Here is a 15969-nt window from a genome sequence, read left to right as displayed (position 1 = left end):
ACGCTCTCCTGTTAGTGACTGGCTGCCGTGGCGCCCATTTCGTTGACTTGGGCAAAGGTCGAGAAACGCTCCAGGCTGAACGGTTTGATCAGGTCCGGTACCTTGCCGCCACTGGCGACCAGCTCGGCCATGGTCTTGCCGCAGATGGGCGTAGACTTGAAACCCCAGGTGCCCCAGCCGGCGTCCAGGTAATAGTTCTTCACCGGGGACAACCCCATGATCGGGCTGTAGTCCGGGGTCATGTCGGTGATTCCGGCCCATTGGCGCATCAGTTTGGCGTTGGCCAGGAACGGGAACATTTCGATGGCGTGGGCCAGCAGGCTTTCCTTGAGGTCGAGCGTCGAGCGGGTGTTGAACAGGGGATAAGGGTCCGAGCCGCCCCCAAACACCACTTCGCCACGACCGGTCTGCTGGACGTAGCAGTGCAGGGCCGAAGAGCTCACCAACGGATCAAGGAAGGGCTTGAACGGCTGAGTGACCATCGCTTGCAGGGGAAAGGTCTGGATAGGCGAGCGAATACCGGCCTTTTTCATCATCTGCGAGCTCATGCCTGCCACGGCTTGCACGACGCAGCCACAGCGTACCGTGCCGCGGTTGGTTTTCACCGCGCTGATCGTGCCGTTTTCGATGACCAGTTCCTGGACTTCGGTCAACTGATGGATTTCCACTCCCCGTTTGGCTGCCTGCTTGGCGTAGCCCCAGGCCACCGCATCGTGACGCGCTGTCGCACCGTCGATGTGCCAGAGGCCGGCCAGTACCGGCAGGTGCCCCGGGTCCAGGTTCAAGGTAGGCACCAGTTCGCGGATCTGCTGGCGATCAATCATTTCGGTTCGCCCGCCGAAGTGCTTGTTCACCTCGGCACGCTGGCGGAATGCACGTACGGTGGCGTCGGTGTGGGCCAGGGTCAGTTGGCCGCGTTCCGAATACATGATGTTGAAGTCAAATTCGTTGGACAGGCCCTGGAACATCTTGACCGACTCGGCGTAGAACTTGACGCCCTCGCTGGTCAGGTAGTTGGAGCGAATCACGGCGGTGTTGCGAGCGGTGTTGCCACCGCCCAGGTATGACTTTTCCAGCACGGCAATGTTGTTGATGCCGTGGTAGCGGGAAAGGTAATACGCCGTTGCCAGTCCATGACCGCCGCCGCCGATGATGACCACGTCGTAGGCAGGCTTGAGGGCTTTGGGGGCCGGCAAGTCGACCTCCACCGGGTACTCCGAACTCAGCCCGTATTTCAGTAGGTTGAAAGGCATACGGCCTCCGACTGGCTGCGTTGGGCTTGCTGCCGGGCAGCGATCACGGTGTTTTTCATCAAGAAGGCGATGGTCATTGGGCCCACCCCGCCGGGCACCGGCGTAATCGCTGCAACCTTGGGCAGGGCACTGTCAAAATCGACATCGCCGACCAGTCGGCTGCGACCGTTGTCATCAATGCGGTTGATGCCGACATCAATGACCACGGCGCCCTCCTTGAGCCACGAACCATCGATGAGCCGTGGTCGCCCGACGGCGGCGATGACAATGTCGGCGAGCTGGCACAAGGCTTTGGCGTCGGCACTGCGCGAGTGAACCACGGTCACCGAGCAATGGGCCTTGAGCAGCAGGGCGGCCATGGGCTTGCCGACGATGTTCGAGCGACCGATTACCACGGCGTGTTTGCCACTCAGGTCGCCAAGGACCTGCTCAAGCAGGTACAGGCAGCCGCTGGGCGTGCAAGGTGTCAGCACGTCGCGGCCCTGGCTCAGGCCACCGACGTTCTCGCTGTGAAAGCCGTCGACGTCCTTGCTCGGCGCAATGGCTTGCAGGGCCCGGGTTTCCTCGATGTGTGGCGGCAATGGCAGTTGCAGGAGCAAACCATGTACCTGCGGGTCGTCGTTGAGCTTGCCGATCAATGCCAACAGCTCGGTTTCGCCGGTGGTGGCGGGTAGTCGGTACTCCAGCGAGCGGATACCGGCTTCCTCTGCCCGCAGGATTTTGTTGCGTACATAGACCTGGCTGGCCGGGTCCTCGCCTACCAGGATCACCGCCAGTGCAGGTTCAATACCGTCGGCTTTCAGCGTTCGGACGTCTTCGCGCACCTGTTGCAGCACCTGTGCGGCAGCGGCCTTGCCATCAATCAGTTTCAGCGGGCTCATCGGAAGATCACCGTTCTGTCGTTGTTAAGGAAAACCCGGTGTTCCAGGTGGTATTTCACCGCCTTGGAGAGGGCGACGGTTTCGGTGTCCCGTCCGGTGGCGACCAGATCGTCCGGCTGGTAGACATGGTCGACCCGCTGGACCTCCTGCTCGATGATCGGGCCTTCATCCAGATCGCTGGTGACGTAGTGGGCGGTTGCACCGATCAGCTTTACCCCGCGTTGGTAGGCCTGGTGGTAAGGCTTGGCGCCTTTGAAGCCGGGCAGGAACGAGTGGTGGATATTGATTGCCCGGCCCGACAGTTGCCGGCACAGGTCGTCAGAGAGGACCTGCATGTAGCGGGCGAGTACCACCAGGTCGGTACGGGTTTCATCAATGACCTTCATCAGCTCGGCTTCCTGCTGCGCCTTGGTGTCCTTGGTCACTGGCAGGTAGATGAAGCGAATGCCTTCTCGTTCGGCCATCGGCCGCAGGTCCAGATGGTTCGAGACGATGGCCGTGATGGTCATGTCCATCTCGCCCTTGTGGTAGCGGTAGAGCAGGTCGGTCAGGCAATGGTCGAACTTGCTGACCATCAGCAGCACGCGCATCGGTTCACGGGTATCGAAGAGCTCCCAGTGCATGTCGAAGCCATCGGCGACGGCCTGGAACGCGTGCTTGAGCTGGTCAATGTCGCCGTCGTGGCCGTCGTTGAAGCGAAACACCGCCCGCATGAAGAATTTGCCGCTGAACTCATCATCAAACTGTGCCATTTCTCCGATGTAGCAGCCGTTTTCCGCGAGGTAGGAGGTAACGGCGGCGACGATGCCTGACGTCGCCGGGCAGCTGATCTTGAGAATGAACGGGTTCTTTTCGTGTTGCATGGCTGGTCCTCGGAAAGATGGCGGCAGGTCATCGCAGAGCGGAAAAGTTCATCGGTGAAATCGTTTTTTGCGGGTCAATAAAAATCACCCTTGGGAATAAAATATTCCTATGGGTGCTTTTATAGGTGAAGGAGGGCCGTAGCGTCCAGTGGTTTCTGGAAACTTTTTTTACTTACAGGAATTTTTTTGGTGGGCGGGCGAGGTCAGGCGGGTGCGATGAGGGCGTCATCGCCGGCCCGCCGAGGCCCTGCGCAGGAGCGGGTTTTACTTGCGTGCTGCTTACTCGTTCTGGTTGCCGTAGTTCATGATCGACAGCAGGCGAATCGGCACCTGCACCAGTTGCTCCGGCCCGTGGGGAACCTCCCCGTCGAAGGTCAGGCTGTCGCCGGCTTCCATGCGGTACAGCTGATTGCCATGCCGGTAGATCAGTTCACCTTCAAGTAGGTGGAGAAACTCGGTACCGGGGTGGGAGAAGGTCGGGAACTCTTCGCTGGCGTCATCCATGCTCACCATGTAGGCCTCGAAGTTCTTCTTTGGCCCACGGGTATGGTTGAGCAGGTGGTAGGTGTGGCCTTTCTCGGTACCTCGCCTGACCACTTCAAGGCCTTCACCAGCCTTGACCAGTAGAGCGCTGCTGCCTTGTTGATCGTACTGGCTGAACAGTTTCGACATGGGCATGCCCAGTACGTCGCAGAGACGGCTGAGGGTATCGAGGCTGGTGGACACCTGCGCGTTTTCGATCTTGCTCAGCATGCCCTGGCTGATACCGGCGATACGGGCGACGTCGGCCAGTTTCAGTTCCTGGGCCTGGCGCTGACGTTTGATTTGCATGCCCAGGTACTGCTCGAGCTTCAGGCGGGGTTGCGTTTCATCGGTCATCGTTATCACAGCCTGCACTATTTCTTTTCAATAATTTTATATTCGCACCAGGAATGTGCGATGTACACCCCTGTCGAGCCTGTCCACCCTCGATTATTCGCGGTGGGAAAGCAAGTTTCCCATATAGACAGCAGCAACGCTCCCCTTCGCGCATTCAGGTCAGTGGTATCCCAGAGTTGGCAAGCTGATTGCATTCCTATTGGGAAAGTAACTTTCCTGATTGGAATAATGTGGTTGTCAGGGAAGTCAGGCGTTTCAACCTTCCACAACGCTTTGCCTTTCACGAGGAGTGAGATCCATGTTGCCACCAGATACCCAGCATTTGATCGAGAAGCATGGGATCAAGTACGTGCTGGCTCAGTTCGTTGACATTCACGGTTCGGCGAAGACCAAATCAGTGCCGGTTTCTGGCCTGAAAATGGTTGCCGAAGACGGTGCGGGCTTCGCGGGATTCGCCATCTGCGGCATGGGCATGGAGCCGCATGGCCCGGACTTCATGGCCCGGGGCGATCTGTCGACGCTGACGCCGGTTCCGTGGCAGCCAGGCTACGGCCGTATCGTGTGCATCGGTCATGTCGATGGCAAGCCCCATCCCTATGACAGCCGTTATGTCTTGCAGCAGCAGATCAAACGCCTGAGCGATAAGGGGTGGACGCTCAACACCGGGCTGGAGCCAGAGTTCAACCTGATGCGTCGTGATGAGCAGGGGCGTCTGCAGCTGGTGGACAGCAGCGATACCCTGGACAAGCCCTGCTACGACTACAAGGGGCTGTCGCGTTCGCGGGTGTTCCTTGAGCGCCTGACCGAAGCCTTGCAGCCGGTGGGTTTTGACATTTACCAGATTGACCATGAAGACGCCAACGGTCAGTTCGAGATCAACTACACCTACAGTGAAGCCATGGAGTCCGCGGACCGCTTCACCTTCTTCCGCATGGCAGCGGGTGAGATTGCCAACGACCTGGGCATGATCTGCTCGTTCATGCCCAAGCCAGACCCGAAGCGGGCCGGCAACGGGATGCACTTTCACTTGTCGATCGCCAGTGCCGAAAACAAGAACCTGTTCCACGATGCCAGCGATCCAAGCGGCATGGGCCTGTCGAAGCTGGCGTATCACTTTGCCGCAGGCCTGCTGGCGCACGGCCCGGCGCTGTGTGCCTTTGCAGCACCCACGGTCAACTCCTACAAGCGCCTGGTGGTCGGTCAATCGCTGTCTGGCGCAACCTGGGCGCCGGCGTTCATCGCCTTTGGTGCCAACAACCGATCAGCGATGGTCCGTGTGCCGTACGGTCGCCTGGAGTTTCGCTTGCCCGATGCGGGCTGCAACCCGTACCTGGTGAGCGCGGCAATCATCGCAGCGGGCCTGGACGGCATCGACCGCAAGCTCGAAATCGACAAGGTCTGCAACGAGAACCTCTACAAGCTCAGCCTTGAAGAGATCGCCGCACGTGGCATCAAGACCTTGCCGCAATCACTCAAGGAAGCCTGTGATGCCCTGGAGGCCGACCCCTTGTTCGCCGAGGTCATGGGGCCGGAGATCGTGGGCGAGTTCATCCGCCTCAAGCGCATGGAGTGGGTGGAATACAGCCGCCATGTGAGCGACTGGGAGATCCAGCGCTACACCGAGTTTTTCTGATTCGTTAATCAACCGTTCCTGACGCCCGGTGAGTGGGGAGGGCGTCTTCTGCCCTGGAGTTTCTAATATGTGTGGAATCGTGGGTCTTTACCTGAAAAACCCCAAGCTTGAATCCCAGTTGGGCAAGCTGTTTGAACCCATGCTCGAGGCCATGACGGATCGTGGTCCGGACAGTGCCGGTTTTGCCATCTACGGTGATGAAGTGGCGGATGGCTGGGTCAAGCTGACCCTGCAGGCGACCACCGAGGGCTATGACTTCAAGGCGTTGGTTGCAGCCGTCGAGGCCCGCCTGGGCTGCGCGCTGGACTGGTTTCAGAATGCCAGCGCCATTGTCCTGAAAGTACAGGCAGACGAAGCCGCGGTGCGGGCCGTGTTGGCCGAGTTGGCGCCAAGCGTGCGCATCATGAGCGCCGGGCAGAGCATCGAGATTCTCAAAGGCATGGGCTTGCCCAAAGAAATCTCTGAGCGTTTCGGCCTGGCCAGCATGAAAGGCAGCCACATCATCGGTCACACCCGCATGGCCACTGAAAGCGCGGTGACCATGGAAGGCAGCCACCCGTTTTCCACCGGCGCCGACCTGTGCCTGGTGCATAACGGCTCGCTTTCCAACCACTCGCGCCTGCGCCAGAACCTGCGCCGCGAAGGTATCACCTTTGAAACCGAGAACGACACCGAAGTGGCCGCCGGCTACCTGACCTGGCGCTTGCAGCAGGGCGACACGCTCAAGCAAGCGCTGGACAAGTCGCTGGAAGACCTCGATGGCTTCTTCACCTTTGCGATCGGCACACGCAACGGCTTTGCCGTGATTCGCGATCCGATTGCCTGCAAGCCGGCGATCCTCGCCGAGACTGACGACTACGTTGCCATGGCCTCGGAGTATCAGGCGTTGTCCAGCCTGCCAGGTATCGAGAACGCCAAGGTCTGGGAACCGGTCCCGGCCACCATGTACATCTGGGAACGCGAGTCGGCTTAAGGAGCACGCACATGAAAACTATCGATTTGTCCAACGCCTCTGTGCGTGATCTGAACCAGGCCCTGCATGACCAGGCCAAGCATGTGGATGACCGCGAATGGGTCGTGACTCACCCTAACGGTGCACACAACCTGGCGGTCGGGGTCAACCAGGAGGTCTCTATCGATATTCAGGGCCACGCCGGTTACTACTGCGCAGGCATGAACCAGAAAGCCTCGGTCACCGTGCATGGCAACGTCGGTGTCGGCTGCGCCGAGAACATGATGTCGGGGTATGTGCGGGTCAAGGGCAGCGCCTCGCAAGCGGCGGGCGCCACCGCACATGGCGGCCTGTTGGTGATCGAGGGGGATGCCGGTGCGCGTTGCGGCATTTCCATGAAAGGCATCGACATCGTGGTCGGCGGCAGCATCGGCCACATGAGCTGCTTCATGGGGCAGGCGGGTCGTCTGGTGGTGTGTGGCGATGCCGGCGATGCGCTGGGCGACTCGCTGTACGAAACCCGCATCTATGTCAAAGGCAAGGTCGAGTCGCTGGGTTCGGACTGCATTGCCAAGGAAATGCGTGCCGAGCACCTGGAAGAGCTGCAGCAGTTGCTAGATCGCGCTGGCCTCAATGAAAAGGCCGCTGACTTCAAGCGTTATGGCTCAGCCCGCCAGCTGTACAACTTCAAAGTCGACAACGCCTCCGCGTACTGATCCAGGAGAACCACAATGAGCGAAAAGACCCCTCCAGTGCTGCGCGAGTCCGCCACCTTCGACCGCCTGGCCATTCAGGAAATCCAGCGTGCCGCCGAAACCGGCATCTACGACATCCGCGGCGGTGGCACCAAGCGCAAGCTGCCGCATTTTGATGACCTGCTGCTACTCGGTGCCAGCGTTTCGCGTTATCCGTTGGAAGGCTACCGCGAGAAGTGCGGCACTGATGTTGTGCTCGGCAACCGTTTTGCCAAGAAACCGATTCACCTGAAAATTCCCGTGACCATTGCCGGGATGAGCTTCGGCGCCTTGTCGGCCAACGCCAAGGAAGCGTTGGGCCGTGGCGCGACCATTGCCGGTACCAGCACCACCACCGGCGACGGCGGCATGACCCCGGAAGAGCGTGGCCAGTCGCAGCACCTTGTGTATCAGTACCTGCCGTCGCGCTATGGCATGAACCCGGACGATCTGCGCAAGGCCGATGCCATCGAGATCGTTTTGGGGCAGGGCGCCAAGCCGGGTGGTGGCGGCATGCTGCTGGGCATGAAGGTGACCGAGCGGGTAGCGGGTATGCGCACCCTGCCAATTGGTGTCGATCAGCGCAGTGCCTGCCGCCACCCGGACTGGACCGGACCGGACGACCTGGCGATCAAGATCGCCGAGATCCGTGAAATCACCGACTGGGAAAAGCCCATCTACGTGAAAATCGGTGCCAGCCGTCCTTATTACGACGTCAAGCTGGCGGTCAAGGCCGGGGCTGATGTGATTGTCCTCGACGGTATGCAGGGCGGCACGGCGGCGACCCAGGAAGTGTTTATCGAGCACGTGGGCATTCCGATCCTGCCGGCCATCCCGCAAGCGGTACAGGCTTTGCAGGAGATGGGCATGCACCGCAAGGTTCAGTTGATCGTCTCTGGTGGTATCCGCAACGGCGCCGATGTCGCCAAGGCCATGGCGTTGGGCGCGGATGCTGTTGCGATCGGCACTGCGGCGCTGATTGCGCTGGGTGACAACCACCCGCGTCTGGATGAGGAACTGAAGAAAATCGGCTCGGCCGCAGGCTTCTACGACGACTGGCAGAACGGTCGTGATCCGGCTGGGATCACGACCCAGGACCCGGAACTGTCGAAGCGCCTGGACCCTGTTGAAGGTGGGCGTCGTCTGGCCAATTACTTGCGGGTGTTGGTGCTTGAGGCGCAAACCATGGCGCGCGCCTGCGGCAAGTCGCACCTGCACAACCTCGATCCTGAGGACCTGGTGGCCTTGACGGTGGAAGCGGCTGCGATGGCACGGGTGCCGCTGGCAGGCACCCATTGGATTCCTGGCCAACAGTACTGAGCCAGCGCTGTAAACGCAGCACCCCTCCCTGGAGGGGTGTTGTGCATGCCTAGAGGCTTATAAAAGCCCGTCTATCAGTGTCTTTTTACGTGCTGCCAGCAAACCCTTTTTTTGCAGGAGCTTCGAAAATGGTCAAGCGCTTTTCTGGCAATCTCCTCTTGAGCCTGATGGCATTGGGCGCGGTTGTGCCGCTGGCCCAGGCCGCCGAGGCACCGACACTCAATACTGGCAGTACCGCCTGGATGATCAGCGCAGCAGTGCTGGTGATGTTCATGTGTCTGCCGGGGCTGGCGCTTTTCTACGGTGGCCTGGTGCGGGCGAAGAACATGCTTTCGCTGTTTACCCAGTGTTTTGGTATCGCCGGTCTGGTGGGCGTGCTGTGGGTGATCTATGGCTACAGCATGGTGGTCGATACCACTGGGATGGTTGAAGGGGAAGTGACCTTCAACAGCTTTGTCGGTGGTCTGAGCCGCGCGATGTTGGCTGGCATGACGCCTGACAGCCTGGTGGGTGAAATTCCCGAGGGCGTCTACGTCACCTTCCAGATGACGTTCGCCATCATTACCCCGGCGTTGATCGCGGGTGCTTTCGCCGAGCGCATGAAGTTCTCGGCGGCGCTGTTGTTCATGGCCTTGTGGTTCACCCTGGTGTACGCGCCAGTGGCGCATATGGTCTGGGGTGGGGCGGGAGCGTTGATGCACAACTGGGGGGTGCTGGATTACGCCGGCGGAACAGCGGTGCACATCAATGCCGGGGTGGCAGCGCTCGCTGCGTGCTTGATGCTCGGCAAGCGCAAGGGTTATGCCAATACGCCGATGCCAGCGCATAACCTGAGCCTGACCATGGTCGGTGCGGCCATGCTCTGGGTCGGTTGGTTCGGCTTCAATATCGGTTCGGGTGGTGGCCTTGGCGGCGTCTCCGGGATTGTCATGCTTAACACCCAGCTGGCGGCGTGCGCCGGCATCCTTGGCTGGATGTTCACCGAATGGTTCAAGGTCGGTAAACCCAGTGCGTTGGGCCTGGCCAGCGGTGCCTTGGCCGGCCTGGTCGGTATTACCCCGGCGTGTGCCTACGTTGGGGTTGGCGGGGCATTGGCCATCGGCGTGTTGTGCGGCGTGTTCTGTTACTTGAGCGTCACCGTGCTGAAACGGCGCCTGGGTTATGACGACAGCCTCGACGTATTTGGCCTGCATGGTATCGGCGGCATCATTGGCGCGCTGCTGACCGGTGTGTTTTGCGTACCGTCCATGGGTGGGCTGGTTGAGGGCGTGAGCATGGGCGCGCAGGTGTGGGCGCAGGTTCAGGGTGTTTTGATGACCACGGTTTACTGTTTTGTGGTCAGCTGGCTCATTCTGAAAGTGGTGAATGCGCTGACAGGCTTGCGTGCCGATGAGTCGGTAGAGGAGATGGGGCTGGATCTCGCCGAGCACAACGAGCGGGCGTACAACCATTGAGTTGTAGCAATTGAGTGCAAAAACGCCGGGGCATGCCCCGGCGTTTTTGTGTCGATGCCTGTTGCTTAGCTGAAGGCGGGTACCACGTGCTTGATGAACAGCTCCAGGGACTTCTTCTTCTCGGCATGCGGCAGGCTGTTGTCGCACCAGAAGCTGAACTCGTCCACGCCCAGTTCCTGGTAGTAGCGAATGCGCGCAATGATCTCTTCCGGGGTGCCGATCATGGTGTTCTTGCGGATGTTTTCCAGCTCGAACTCTGGACGTTCGGCGAACTTTTCTTCCGGGCTTGGCTCAAGGAAACCATTGACCGGGGTTTGCTTGTTGCCGAACCAGGCATCGAAGGTGCGGTAGAAGCGCGAAATGGCCTGGGCACCGACTTTCCAGCCTTCAGGGTCGTCAACGGCGTGTACATGGGTGTGGCGCAGTACCATCAGTTGCGGGCGTGGTACTTCGGGGTTGTTGTTCAAGGCGGTCTGGAACTTGTTCTTGAGGTCCAGGACTTCTTCATCGCCCTTCATCAGTGGCGTGACCATCACATTGCACCCGTTGGCGACTGCAAAGTTGTGCGAGTCTGGATCGCGGGCGGCAATCCACATGGGTGGCATGGGTTTCTGTACGGGTTTTGGCACGCTGGTGGAGGTCGGGAATTTCCAGATATCACCGTCGTGGGCGTAGTCACCCTGCCACAGGGCACGGACGACCGGGACCATTTCACGCAGGGCCTGACCACCGGAGGAGGCGGGCATGCCACCGGCCATGCGGTCGAATTCAAACTGGTAGGCACCACGGGCCAGGCCGACTTCCATCCGCCCGTTACTGATCACGTCCAGCAGCGCGCACTCACCCGCAACGCGCAAAGGGTGCCAGAACGGCGCAATGATCGTGCCTGCACCCAGGTGGATAGTGGTGGTCTTGGCCGCGAGGTAGGCCAGCAGCGGCATCGGGCTTGGCGAGATGGTGTATTCCATGGCGTGGTGTTCACCAATCCAGACGGTGCTGAAGCCGCCGGTTTCGGCCATGAGGGTCAGCTCGGTCAGGTCTTCGAACAACTGGCGATGGCTGACGCTTTCGTCCCAACGCTCCATGTGTACGAACAACGAAAATTTCATGACGCTTACCTCGGATCTTTTGTTGTGGGCCTGTCGACTGCAGGCCTGATATCAGGAAAGAGCGCTGTGCGCTGCCGGGTGGTGTCTGGCCGTTATCACCGGGTACCGAGTGGAACAGGAAGGCCCGGGTACTGAATTATTGGTATACCATAATACGGGATATCTGCAAGCGATTTGTCTTCTGTGCCTAGGCTCAAGCCAGTACTGGCAATGCACCCATCTTTCCATTGCAGTACACCAGCGGCCCGTTGTCGCGCTGCGGCACAATCAGGTTCTTGACTGCGCCAACCATGATGGCGTGGTCGCCGCCTTCATACTCGCGCCACAGTTCACATTCGATGATGGCCGTGGCGTTACTCAACAGTGGGTTGCCCAGTTCGCTGAGGGTCCATTCGATCCCTTGCGCCTTGTCTTTACCCTTGCGGGCGAAGGCATAGGCTTCTTTTTGCTGGACGCCGGACAGCACATGGATGGCAAAGCGTTTGTTCTTGATCAGGACCGGGTAGGAGTCGGAACTGTAGTTGGGGCAGAACAGCACCAGGGCCGGGTCCATCGACAGCGAACTGAACGCGCTGGCAGTCAGGCCGACAACCTGGCCATCATCGTCGAGGGTGGTGATGACGGTCACCCCGGACGGGAATGAACCCATGACTTGTTTGTAGAGGGTGGCATCGATCATTGGACTGTCCTCGAAGCAGCAGGAAGGTTTGGGTCGGGCTTCAGGTATGATGGTATACCATAATATGATCTTTGCAACGCCTTTTACGTACAACACGACGAGTGTCACAAAGGCGCTTCAGACCCGGTGTTTTCTGGGTTTTTGACCATTAAAAACGGGCGTTCCACGGCACGAGGGCAGATCAGCTGGTCGGCAAAAGACCGGTTCAGTCTTGTTAAAAAGTTGGAATACCATAATATGGTGTTCATCTTGGGCGGCTCGCAGAGCGGCCCCGGTTTGGCTTTGTACAACGATAAAAACAGACAAACTCGAGTTGATGAACATGTCCCAGATGTCCAAACAAGACCCGTTGATCGAGAACCATACGGTCGACTACGTACCGCTTGCGGAGCGCCATGGGAAGGCGCGCGATCTTTTCACCCTGTGGTTCAGCACCAACATTGCGCCATTACCCATCGTGACCGGTGCGATGGTGGTTCAGGTGTTCCACCTCAACCTGTTCTGGGGCGTGATGGCGATCATCCTCGGGCACATGATCGGCGGCATCGTGATTGCCCTGGCGTCGGCGCAAGGCCCATGCATGGGGATTCCGCAGATGGTCCAGAGCCGTGGTCAGTTCGGCCGCTACGGTGCATTGCTGATCGTGTTCTTCACTGCAATCATCTACATCGGCTTTTTCATTTCCAACATCGTCCTGGCCGGAAAATCCATTACCGGCATCGCGCCTTCGGTGCCGGTACCGGCGAGCATTCTGATCGGGGCGTTGAGCGCTACGGCAATCGGCGTGATCGGCTACCGCTTTATCCATACCTTGAACCGTATCGGCACCTGGGTCATGGGCAGTGCCTTGCTGGCAGGTTTCGTCTATATCTTTGCCCACGATGTGCCTGCTGATTTCTTCAGCCGTGGCGGTTTCAACCTTTCTGGCTGGTTGGCCACGGTGTCACTGGGGATCATCTGGCAGATCAGCTTTTCGCCCTACACGTCGGATTACTCGCGCTACCTGCCCGCCGATATCGGCATCGCCCGACCGTTCCTGGCCACCTACCTGGGCGCGACACTGGGTAGCATTCTGTCGTTCACCTTCGGTGTCGTCGCCGTGCTGGCCACGCCCGACGGTACTGAAGCCATGGCTGCTGTAAAGCAGGCCACGGGCGGGTTGGGGCCGATTTTGATGGTGCTGTTCCTGCTCAACATCATCAGCCACAACGCCCTGAATCTGTATGGCGCTGTGTTGTCGATCATTACCTCGATCCAGACTTTTGCCAGCCAGTGGACCCCAAGCATCAGGGTACGGGTAGTGTTGTCGACGCTGATCCTGGCGGGGTGCTGCGTGGTTGCGCTGGGTGCGTCGCCGAACTTCATTTCGCAGTTTATCGGCCTGGTTCTGGCACTGTTGCTGGTGCTGGTGCTGGTGCCGTGGGCGTCGATCAACCTGATTGATTTCTACCTGATCAAGCGCGGTCAGTACGACATCAGCTCGATTTTCAGTGCCGACGGCGGCGTGTATGGGCGTTTCAATCTGCATGCGATTGTTGCGTACTTTATCGGCACCCTCGTGCAACTGCCGTTTGCCAATACTTCGCTGTATGTCGGGCCCTACGCCAACCTGGTGGAAGGCGCTGACTTGTCCTGGCTGGTCGGGCTGGCAGTGACCTGCCCGCTGTACTACTGCCTGGCTACCCGTAGCCAGCCTGCAGCACGCGGTGCCGTCAAACTGGGCTTTACCGACTGATCAAGCGCGTTACTGTTACTCGCCGTCGCTGGGCGCAGCTGGGTTCATACCCAGGTTGCTCGGCGACGGCGTATTGCGTTTCAAGCGTCAGCCCCGCTGCGTCGACGACGAACCGATAATCCCCCCCTCGAATAATCGAACCAATACCGCTTCCTGACCTGGCGTGCAGTGCTCAGGTTAGTGGCCGGGTTGCCTGCGCCCTGCGCTTCGCTGCTGCTTTCGGGCATTACGCTTCATTCCCTTTCAGCGTTCATTCCTTTCAATTGATACAGGCGGATCGGCTCTGGAATACCTGGCTCGCGGACAGGCACGGTACCGACCCGCTGTATGGCTACGCTGGCGGTTAAGCGCGAAGTCTCGTGAGGATTAGCGAAGGCAGGAGAGGGTGTCGTGTTTTATGTAGCGTAGGAAAGGGGGGGGGGCGATGCAGGCCGACTAGTACCGTCGGTAGGGGCGTTCCCGTGCAGGGCACGGGAACGTGGAGGGGCGTTAATGCGCGCCAGCGGCCTTGTTCAGGTCGCTTTCAGACCATTGGGTATACACGCAGGCATCACTGGTTGCCCAGCGTACCCGCACGGTGTCGCCAGCGGTGAGTGGCATGCCGGTGGCCGACAGGGCCTTGACGGTCATCGCCGTACCACCCGGTGTAACCACGCTGCAGGTTTGGCTTTCACCGAGGAAGAGCATTTCGCTGACCTTGGCCGAGACTTCGTTCCAGCCCGCAGCGAGTGGTTCCCGCTGGGCCTGCTCAACACTCAGGGCCAGTGCTTTCTCCGGCCGGATCATCAACAGCACGTCCTGGTCGAGTTGCAGGCCACCGGTCAGACGGATCGACAATGGCTGGCCTTCAAAGCTGGCCACCGCATTACCCTGGGCCTTGAGCTTGAGGAAGTTGGAGTTGCCAAGGAACGAGGCGACAAAGGCATTCGGTGGGTTCTGATAGAGGTCGTAGCCACTGCCCAGCCCAACGATCTTGCCGTGACTGAAAATCGCAATGCGCTGAGACAGGCGCATGGCTTCTTCCTGGTCGTGGGTGACATAAACGATGGTAATGCCCAGGCGACGGTGCAGTTGACGCAGTTCGTCCTGCAGGTCTTCGCGCAGTTTCTTGTCCAGGGCGCCGAGCGGCTCATCCATCAGCAGGATGCGTGGCTCGTAGACCAGCGCACGGGCAATCGCCACGCGTTGCTGCTGGCCGCCGGAGAGTTGGGACGGGCGCCGATGGGCGAATTTCTCAAGTTGTACCAGCTTGAGCATGGCATCGACACGTTTGTCTCGCTCGCTGGCCGCCAATTTGCGGATGGCCAGGGGGAAACCGATGTTGTCGCGTACCGAAAGGTGCGGGAACAGTGAGTAGCGCTGGAACACCATGCCGATGTCGCGCTTGTGCGGCGGGACATTGACCAGCGATTGGCCATTGACCAGGATCTCGCCGCTGCTGGGTGTTTCGAACCCGGCAAGCATCGACAGGGTGGTGCTCTTTCCCGAGCCGCTGGAGCCGAGGAACGTGAGGAACTCACCGTCCTGGATGTCCAGCGAGATGTTGTCCACGGCGGCAAAGTCGCCGTAGTGCTTGTTCAGGTTGCGCAGGCTGACCAGGGGCTTGTCGCGCTGCTGTGCAGGATCTTTGATGACGGCACTCATGTCGTACTCCTAGGCGCTCAGGCGCTGATTTCATTGCGCCGGCGCAGCGCGGCGGCGATCACCATGACCAGTACCGACAGACCGATCAGCAGCGTCGAAGCGACGGCGATCACAGGTGTCAGGTCCTGACGCAGGGTGGTCCACATTTTCACGGGCAGGGTTTGCAGGGTCGGGCTGGCCATCATCACGCTGAGCACCACTTCGTCCCATGAGACCAGAAAGGCGAACAGTGCACCGGCAACCATGCCCGGGCGGATCGCCGGGAAGGTCACCTTGACCACCGCCTGCAGACGCGACGCCCCGCAGATCACCGCGGCGTCTTCGATAGACTGATCGAACAGCTTCAGTGAGTTGATGATCGAGATGATGGTAAAGGGCAGCGCGACGATCACATGGCTTACCACGAAGGCAAACAGGGTTCCGGTGTAGCCCAGTTTGAGGAACAGCGCATACACCGCCACAGCGATGATCACCAGTGGCACGATCATCGGCAGGGTGAACAGGCCATAGAGCATTTCCCGGCCAGGAAAGCGCCCGCGAACCAGGGCGAAGGCCGTCGGCAGGCCGAGTGCAACGGCGCAGATTGTCGTCAGCACCGCCACCTTCAGGCTGGCCAGTGCGGCGTTCATCCAGTCGGCATTGGAAAAGAACTGGCTATACCATTTCAGCGTCCAGCCCGGTGGTGGGAACACCAGCCACTGCGAAGAACCGAATGACAGCAGCACGATGAACACGATCGGCAGCAGCAGGAACAGCGCGATCAGGCCGGTGGTGAGGTACAGGCCCAGACGCATGCGCCGGCCCATGGCATTGGGAGTCAGGAGCATGATCGC

At 59.7% G+C, this 15969-nt stretch carries 14 protein-coding genes; 6 read left to right on the top strand and 8 right to left on the bottom strand.

What is annotated here, in order from left to right; genetic code table 11:
- Window positions 1-11 precede the first annotated feature (11 nt).
- The 4 genes from CS390_RS14860 to CS390_RS14845 all read right to left on the bottom strand — a co-directional run bounded on the left by CS390_RS14860 (window position 12) and on the right by CS390_RS14845 (window position 3876).
- On the bottom strand, window positions 12-1253 hold the full coding sequence (locus tag CS390_RS14860; protein WP_099775209.1) for an FAD-dependent oxidoreductase: 1242 nt from the start codon (window positions 1251-1253) through the stop codon (window positions 12-14).
- Window positions 1235-2134, bottom strand: a complete 900-nt coding sequence (gene folD / locus CS390_RS14855) for a bifunctional methylenetetrahydrofolate dehydrogenase/methenyltetrahydrofolate cyclohydrolase FolD (RefSeq protein ID WP_099775208.1) — start codon at window positions 2132-2134, stop codon at window positions 1235-1237. The genes CS390_RS14860 and folD overlap by 19 nt, the downstream gene beginning before the upstream one ends.
- On the bottom strand, window positions 2131-2997 hold the full coding sequence (purU, locus tag CS390_RS14850; RefSeq protein WP_099775207.1) for a formyltetrahydrofolate deformylase: 867 nt from the start codon (window positions 2995-2997) through the stop codon (window positions 2131-2133). The genes folD and purU overlap by 4 nt, the downstream gene beginning before the upstream one ends.
- A gap of 279 nt (window positions 2998-3276) precedes the next feature.
- Window positions 3277-3876: a helix-turn-helix domain-containing protein gene (locus CS390_RS14845; RefSeq protein WP_065761885.1), complete on the bottom strand. Its 600-nt coding sequence runs from the start codon at window positions 3874-3876 to the stop codon at window positions 3277-3279.
- Window positions 3877-4174: 298 nt separating this feature from the next.
- On the opposite strand from CS390_RS14845, the gene glnT reads away from it, so the two are divergent.
- The 5 genes from glnT to CS390_RS14820 all read left to right on the top strand — a co-directional run bounded on the left by glnT (window position 4175) and on the right by CS390_RS14820 (window position 9969).
- Entirely contained in the window at window positions 4175-5509 is a 1335-nt protein-coding gene (gene glnT, locus CS390_RS14840) for a type III glutamate--ammonia ligase (protein WP_065761884.1), read from the top strand.
- Between the two features lie 67 nt (window positions 5510-5576).
- A complete protein-coding gene (locus tag CS390_RS14835) occupies window positions 5577-6482 on the top strand; it encodes a glutamine amidotransferase family protein (protein WP_065761883.1) in 906 nt (301 codons plus the stop codon).
- A gap of 11 nt (window positions 6483-6493) precedes the next feature.
- Window positions 6494-7177 (top strand): protein glxC, encoded by a 684-nt coding sequence (locus CS390_RS14830; protein WP_099775206.1) that lies wholly within the window; start codon window positions 6494-6496, stop codon window positions 7175-7177.
- A gap of 15 nt (window positions 7178-7192) precedes the next feature.
- Complete coding sequence (locus CS390_RS14825) at window positions 7193-8515, top strand: FMN-binding glutamate synthase family protein (protein WP_065761881.1); 1323 nt, start codon at window positions 7193-7195, stop codon at window positions 8513-8515.
- 128 nt (window positions 8516-8643) lie between these two features.
- Window positions 8644-9969 (top strand): ammonium transporter, encoded by a 1326-nt coding sequence (locus tag CS390_RS14820; protein WP_099775205.1) that lies wholly within the window; start codon window positions 8644-8646, stop codon window positions 9967-9969.
- Between the two features lie 65 nt (window positions 9970-10034).
- Here CS390_RS14820 and CS390_RS14815 read toward each other — a convergent pair whose 3' ends face one another.
- Together CS390_RS14815 and CS390_RS14810 are read right to left on the bottom strand one after the other, a co-directional pair.
- A complete protein-coding gene (locus tag CS390_RS14815) occupies window positions 10035-11078 on the bottom strand; it encodes an LLM class flavin-dependent oxidoreductase (RefSeq protein ID WP_099775204.1) in 1044 nt (347 codons plus the stop codon).
- 193 nt (window positions 11079-11271) lie between these two features.
- Window positions 11272-11757: a flavin reductase family protein gene (locus CS390_RS14810; RefSeq protein ID WP_065761124.1), complete on the bottom strand. Its 486-nt coding sequence runs from the start codon at window positions 11755-11757 to the stop codon at window positions 11272-11274.
- Window positions 11758-12079: 322 nt separating this feature from the next.
- Between CS390_RS14810 and CS390_RS14805 the strand changes: the two genes are divergently transcribed.
- A complete protein-coding gene (locus CS390_RS14805) occupies window positions 12080-13492 on the top strand; it encodes a cytosine permease (RefSeq protein WP_099775203.1) in 1413 nt (470 codons plus the stop codon).
- A 489-nt stretch (window positions 13493-13981) separates the two neighbouring features.
- On the opposite strand, the gene CS390_RS14800 is transcribed toward CS390_RS14805, so the two are convergent.
- Together CS390_RS14800 and CS390_RS14795 are read right to left on the bottom strand one after the other, a co-directional pair.
- The gene (locus CS390_RS14800) at window positions 13982-15136 is read right to left on the bottom strand and encodes an ABC transporter ATP-binding protein (RefSeq protein WP_065761126.1); all 1155 of its coding nucleotides are present in this window, start codon (window positions 15134-15136) and stop codon (window positions 13982-13984) included.
- Between the two features lie 17 nt (window positions 15137-15153).
- Window positions 15154-15963, bottom strand: a complete 810-nt coding sequence (locus tag CS390_RS14795; RefSeq protein ID WP_099775202.1) for an ABC transporter permease — start codon at window positions 15961-15963, stop codon at window positions 15154-15156.
- Window positions 15964-15969 lie beyond the last annotated feature (6 nt).

Origin of the sequence: Pseudomonas sp. HLS-6, assembly GCF_002753995.1 — a bacterium.
In the GTDB taxonomy this organism is placed as follows: domain Bacteria; phylum Pseudomonadota; class Gammaproteobacteria; order Pseudomonadales; family Pseudomonadaceae; genus Aquipseudomonas; species Aquipseudomonas defluvii.
This window is presented reverse-complemented; position numbering and strand designations above follow the sequence as displayed.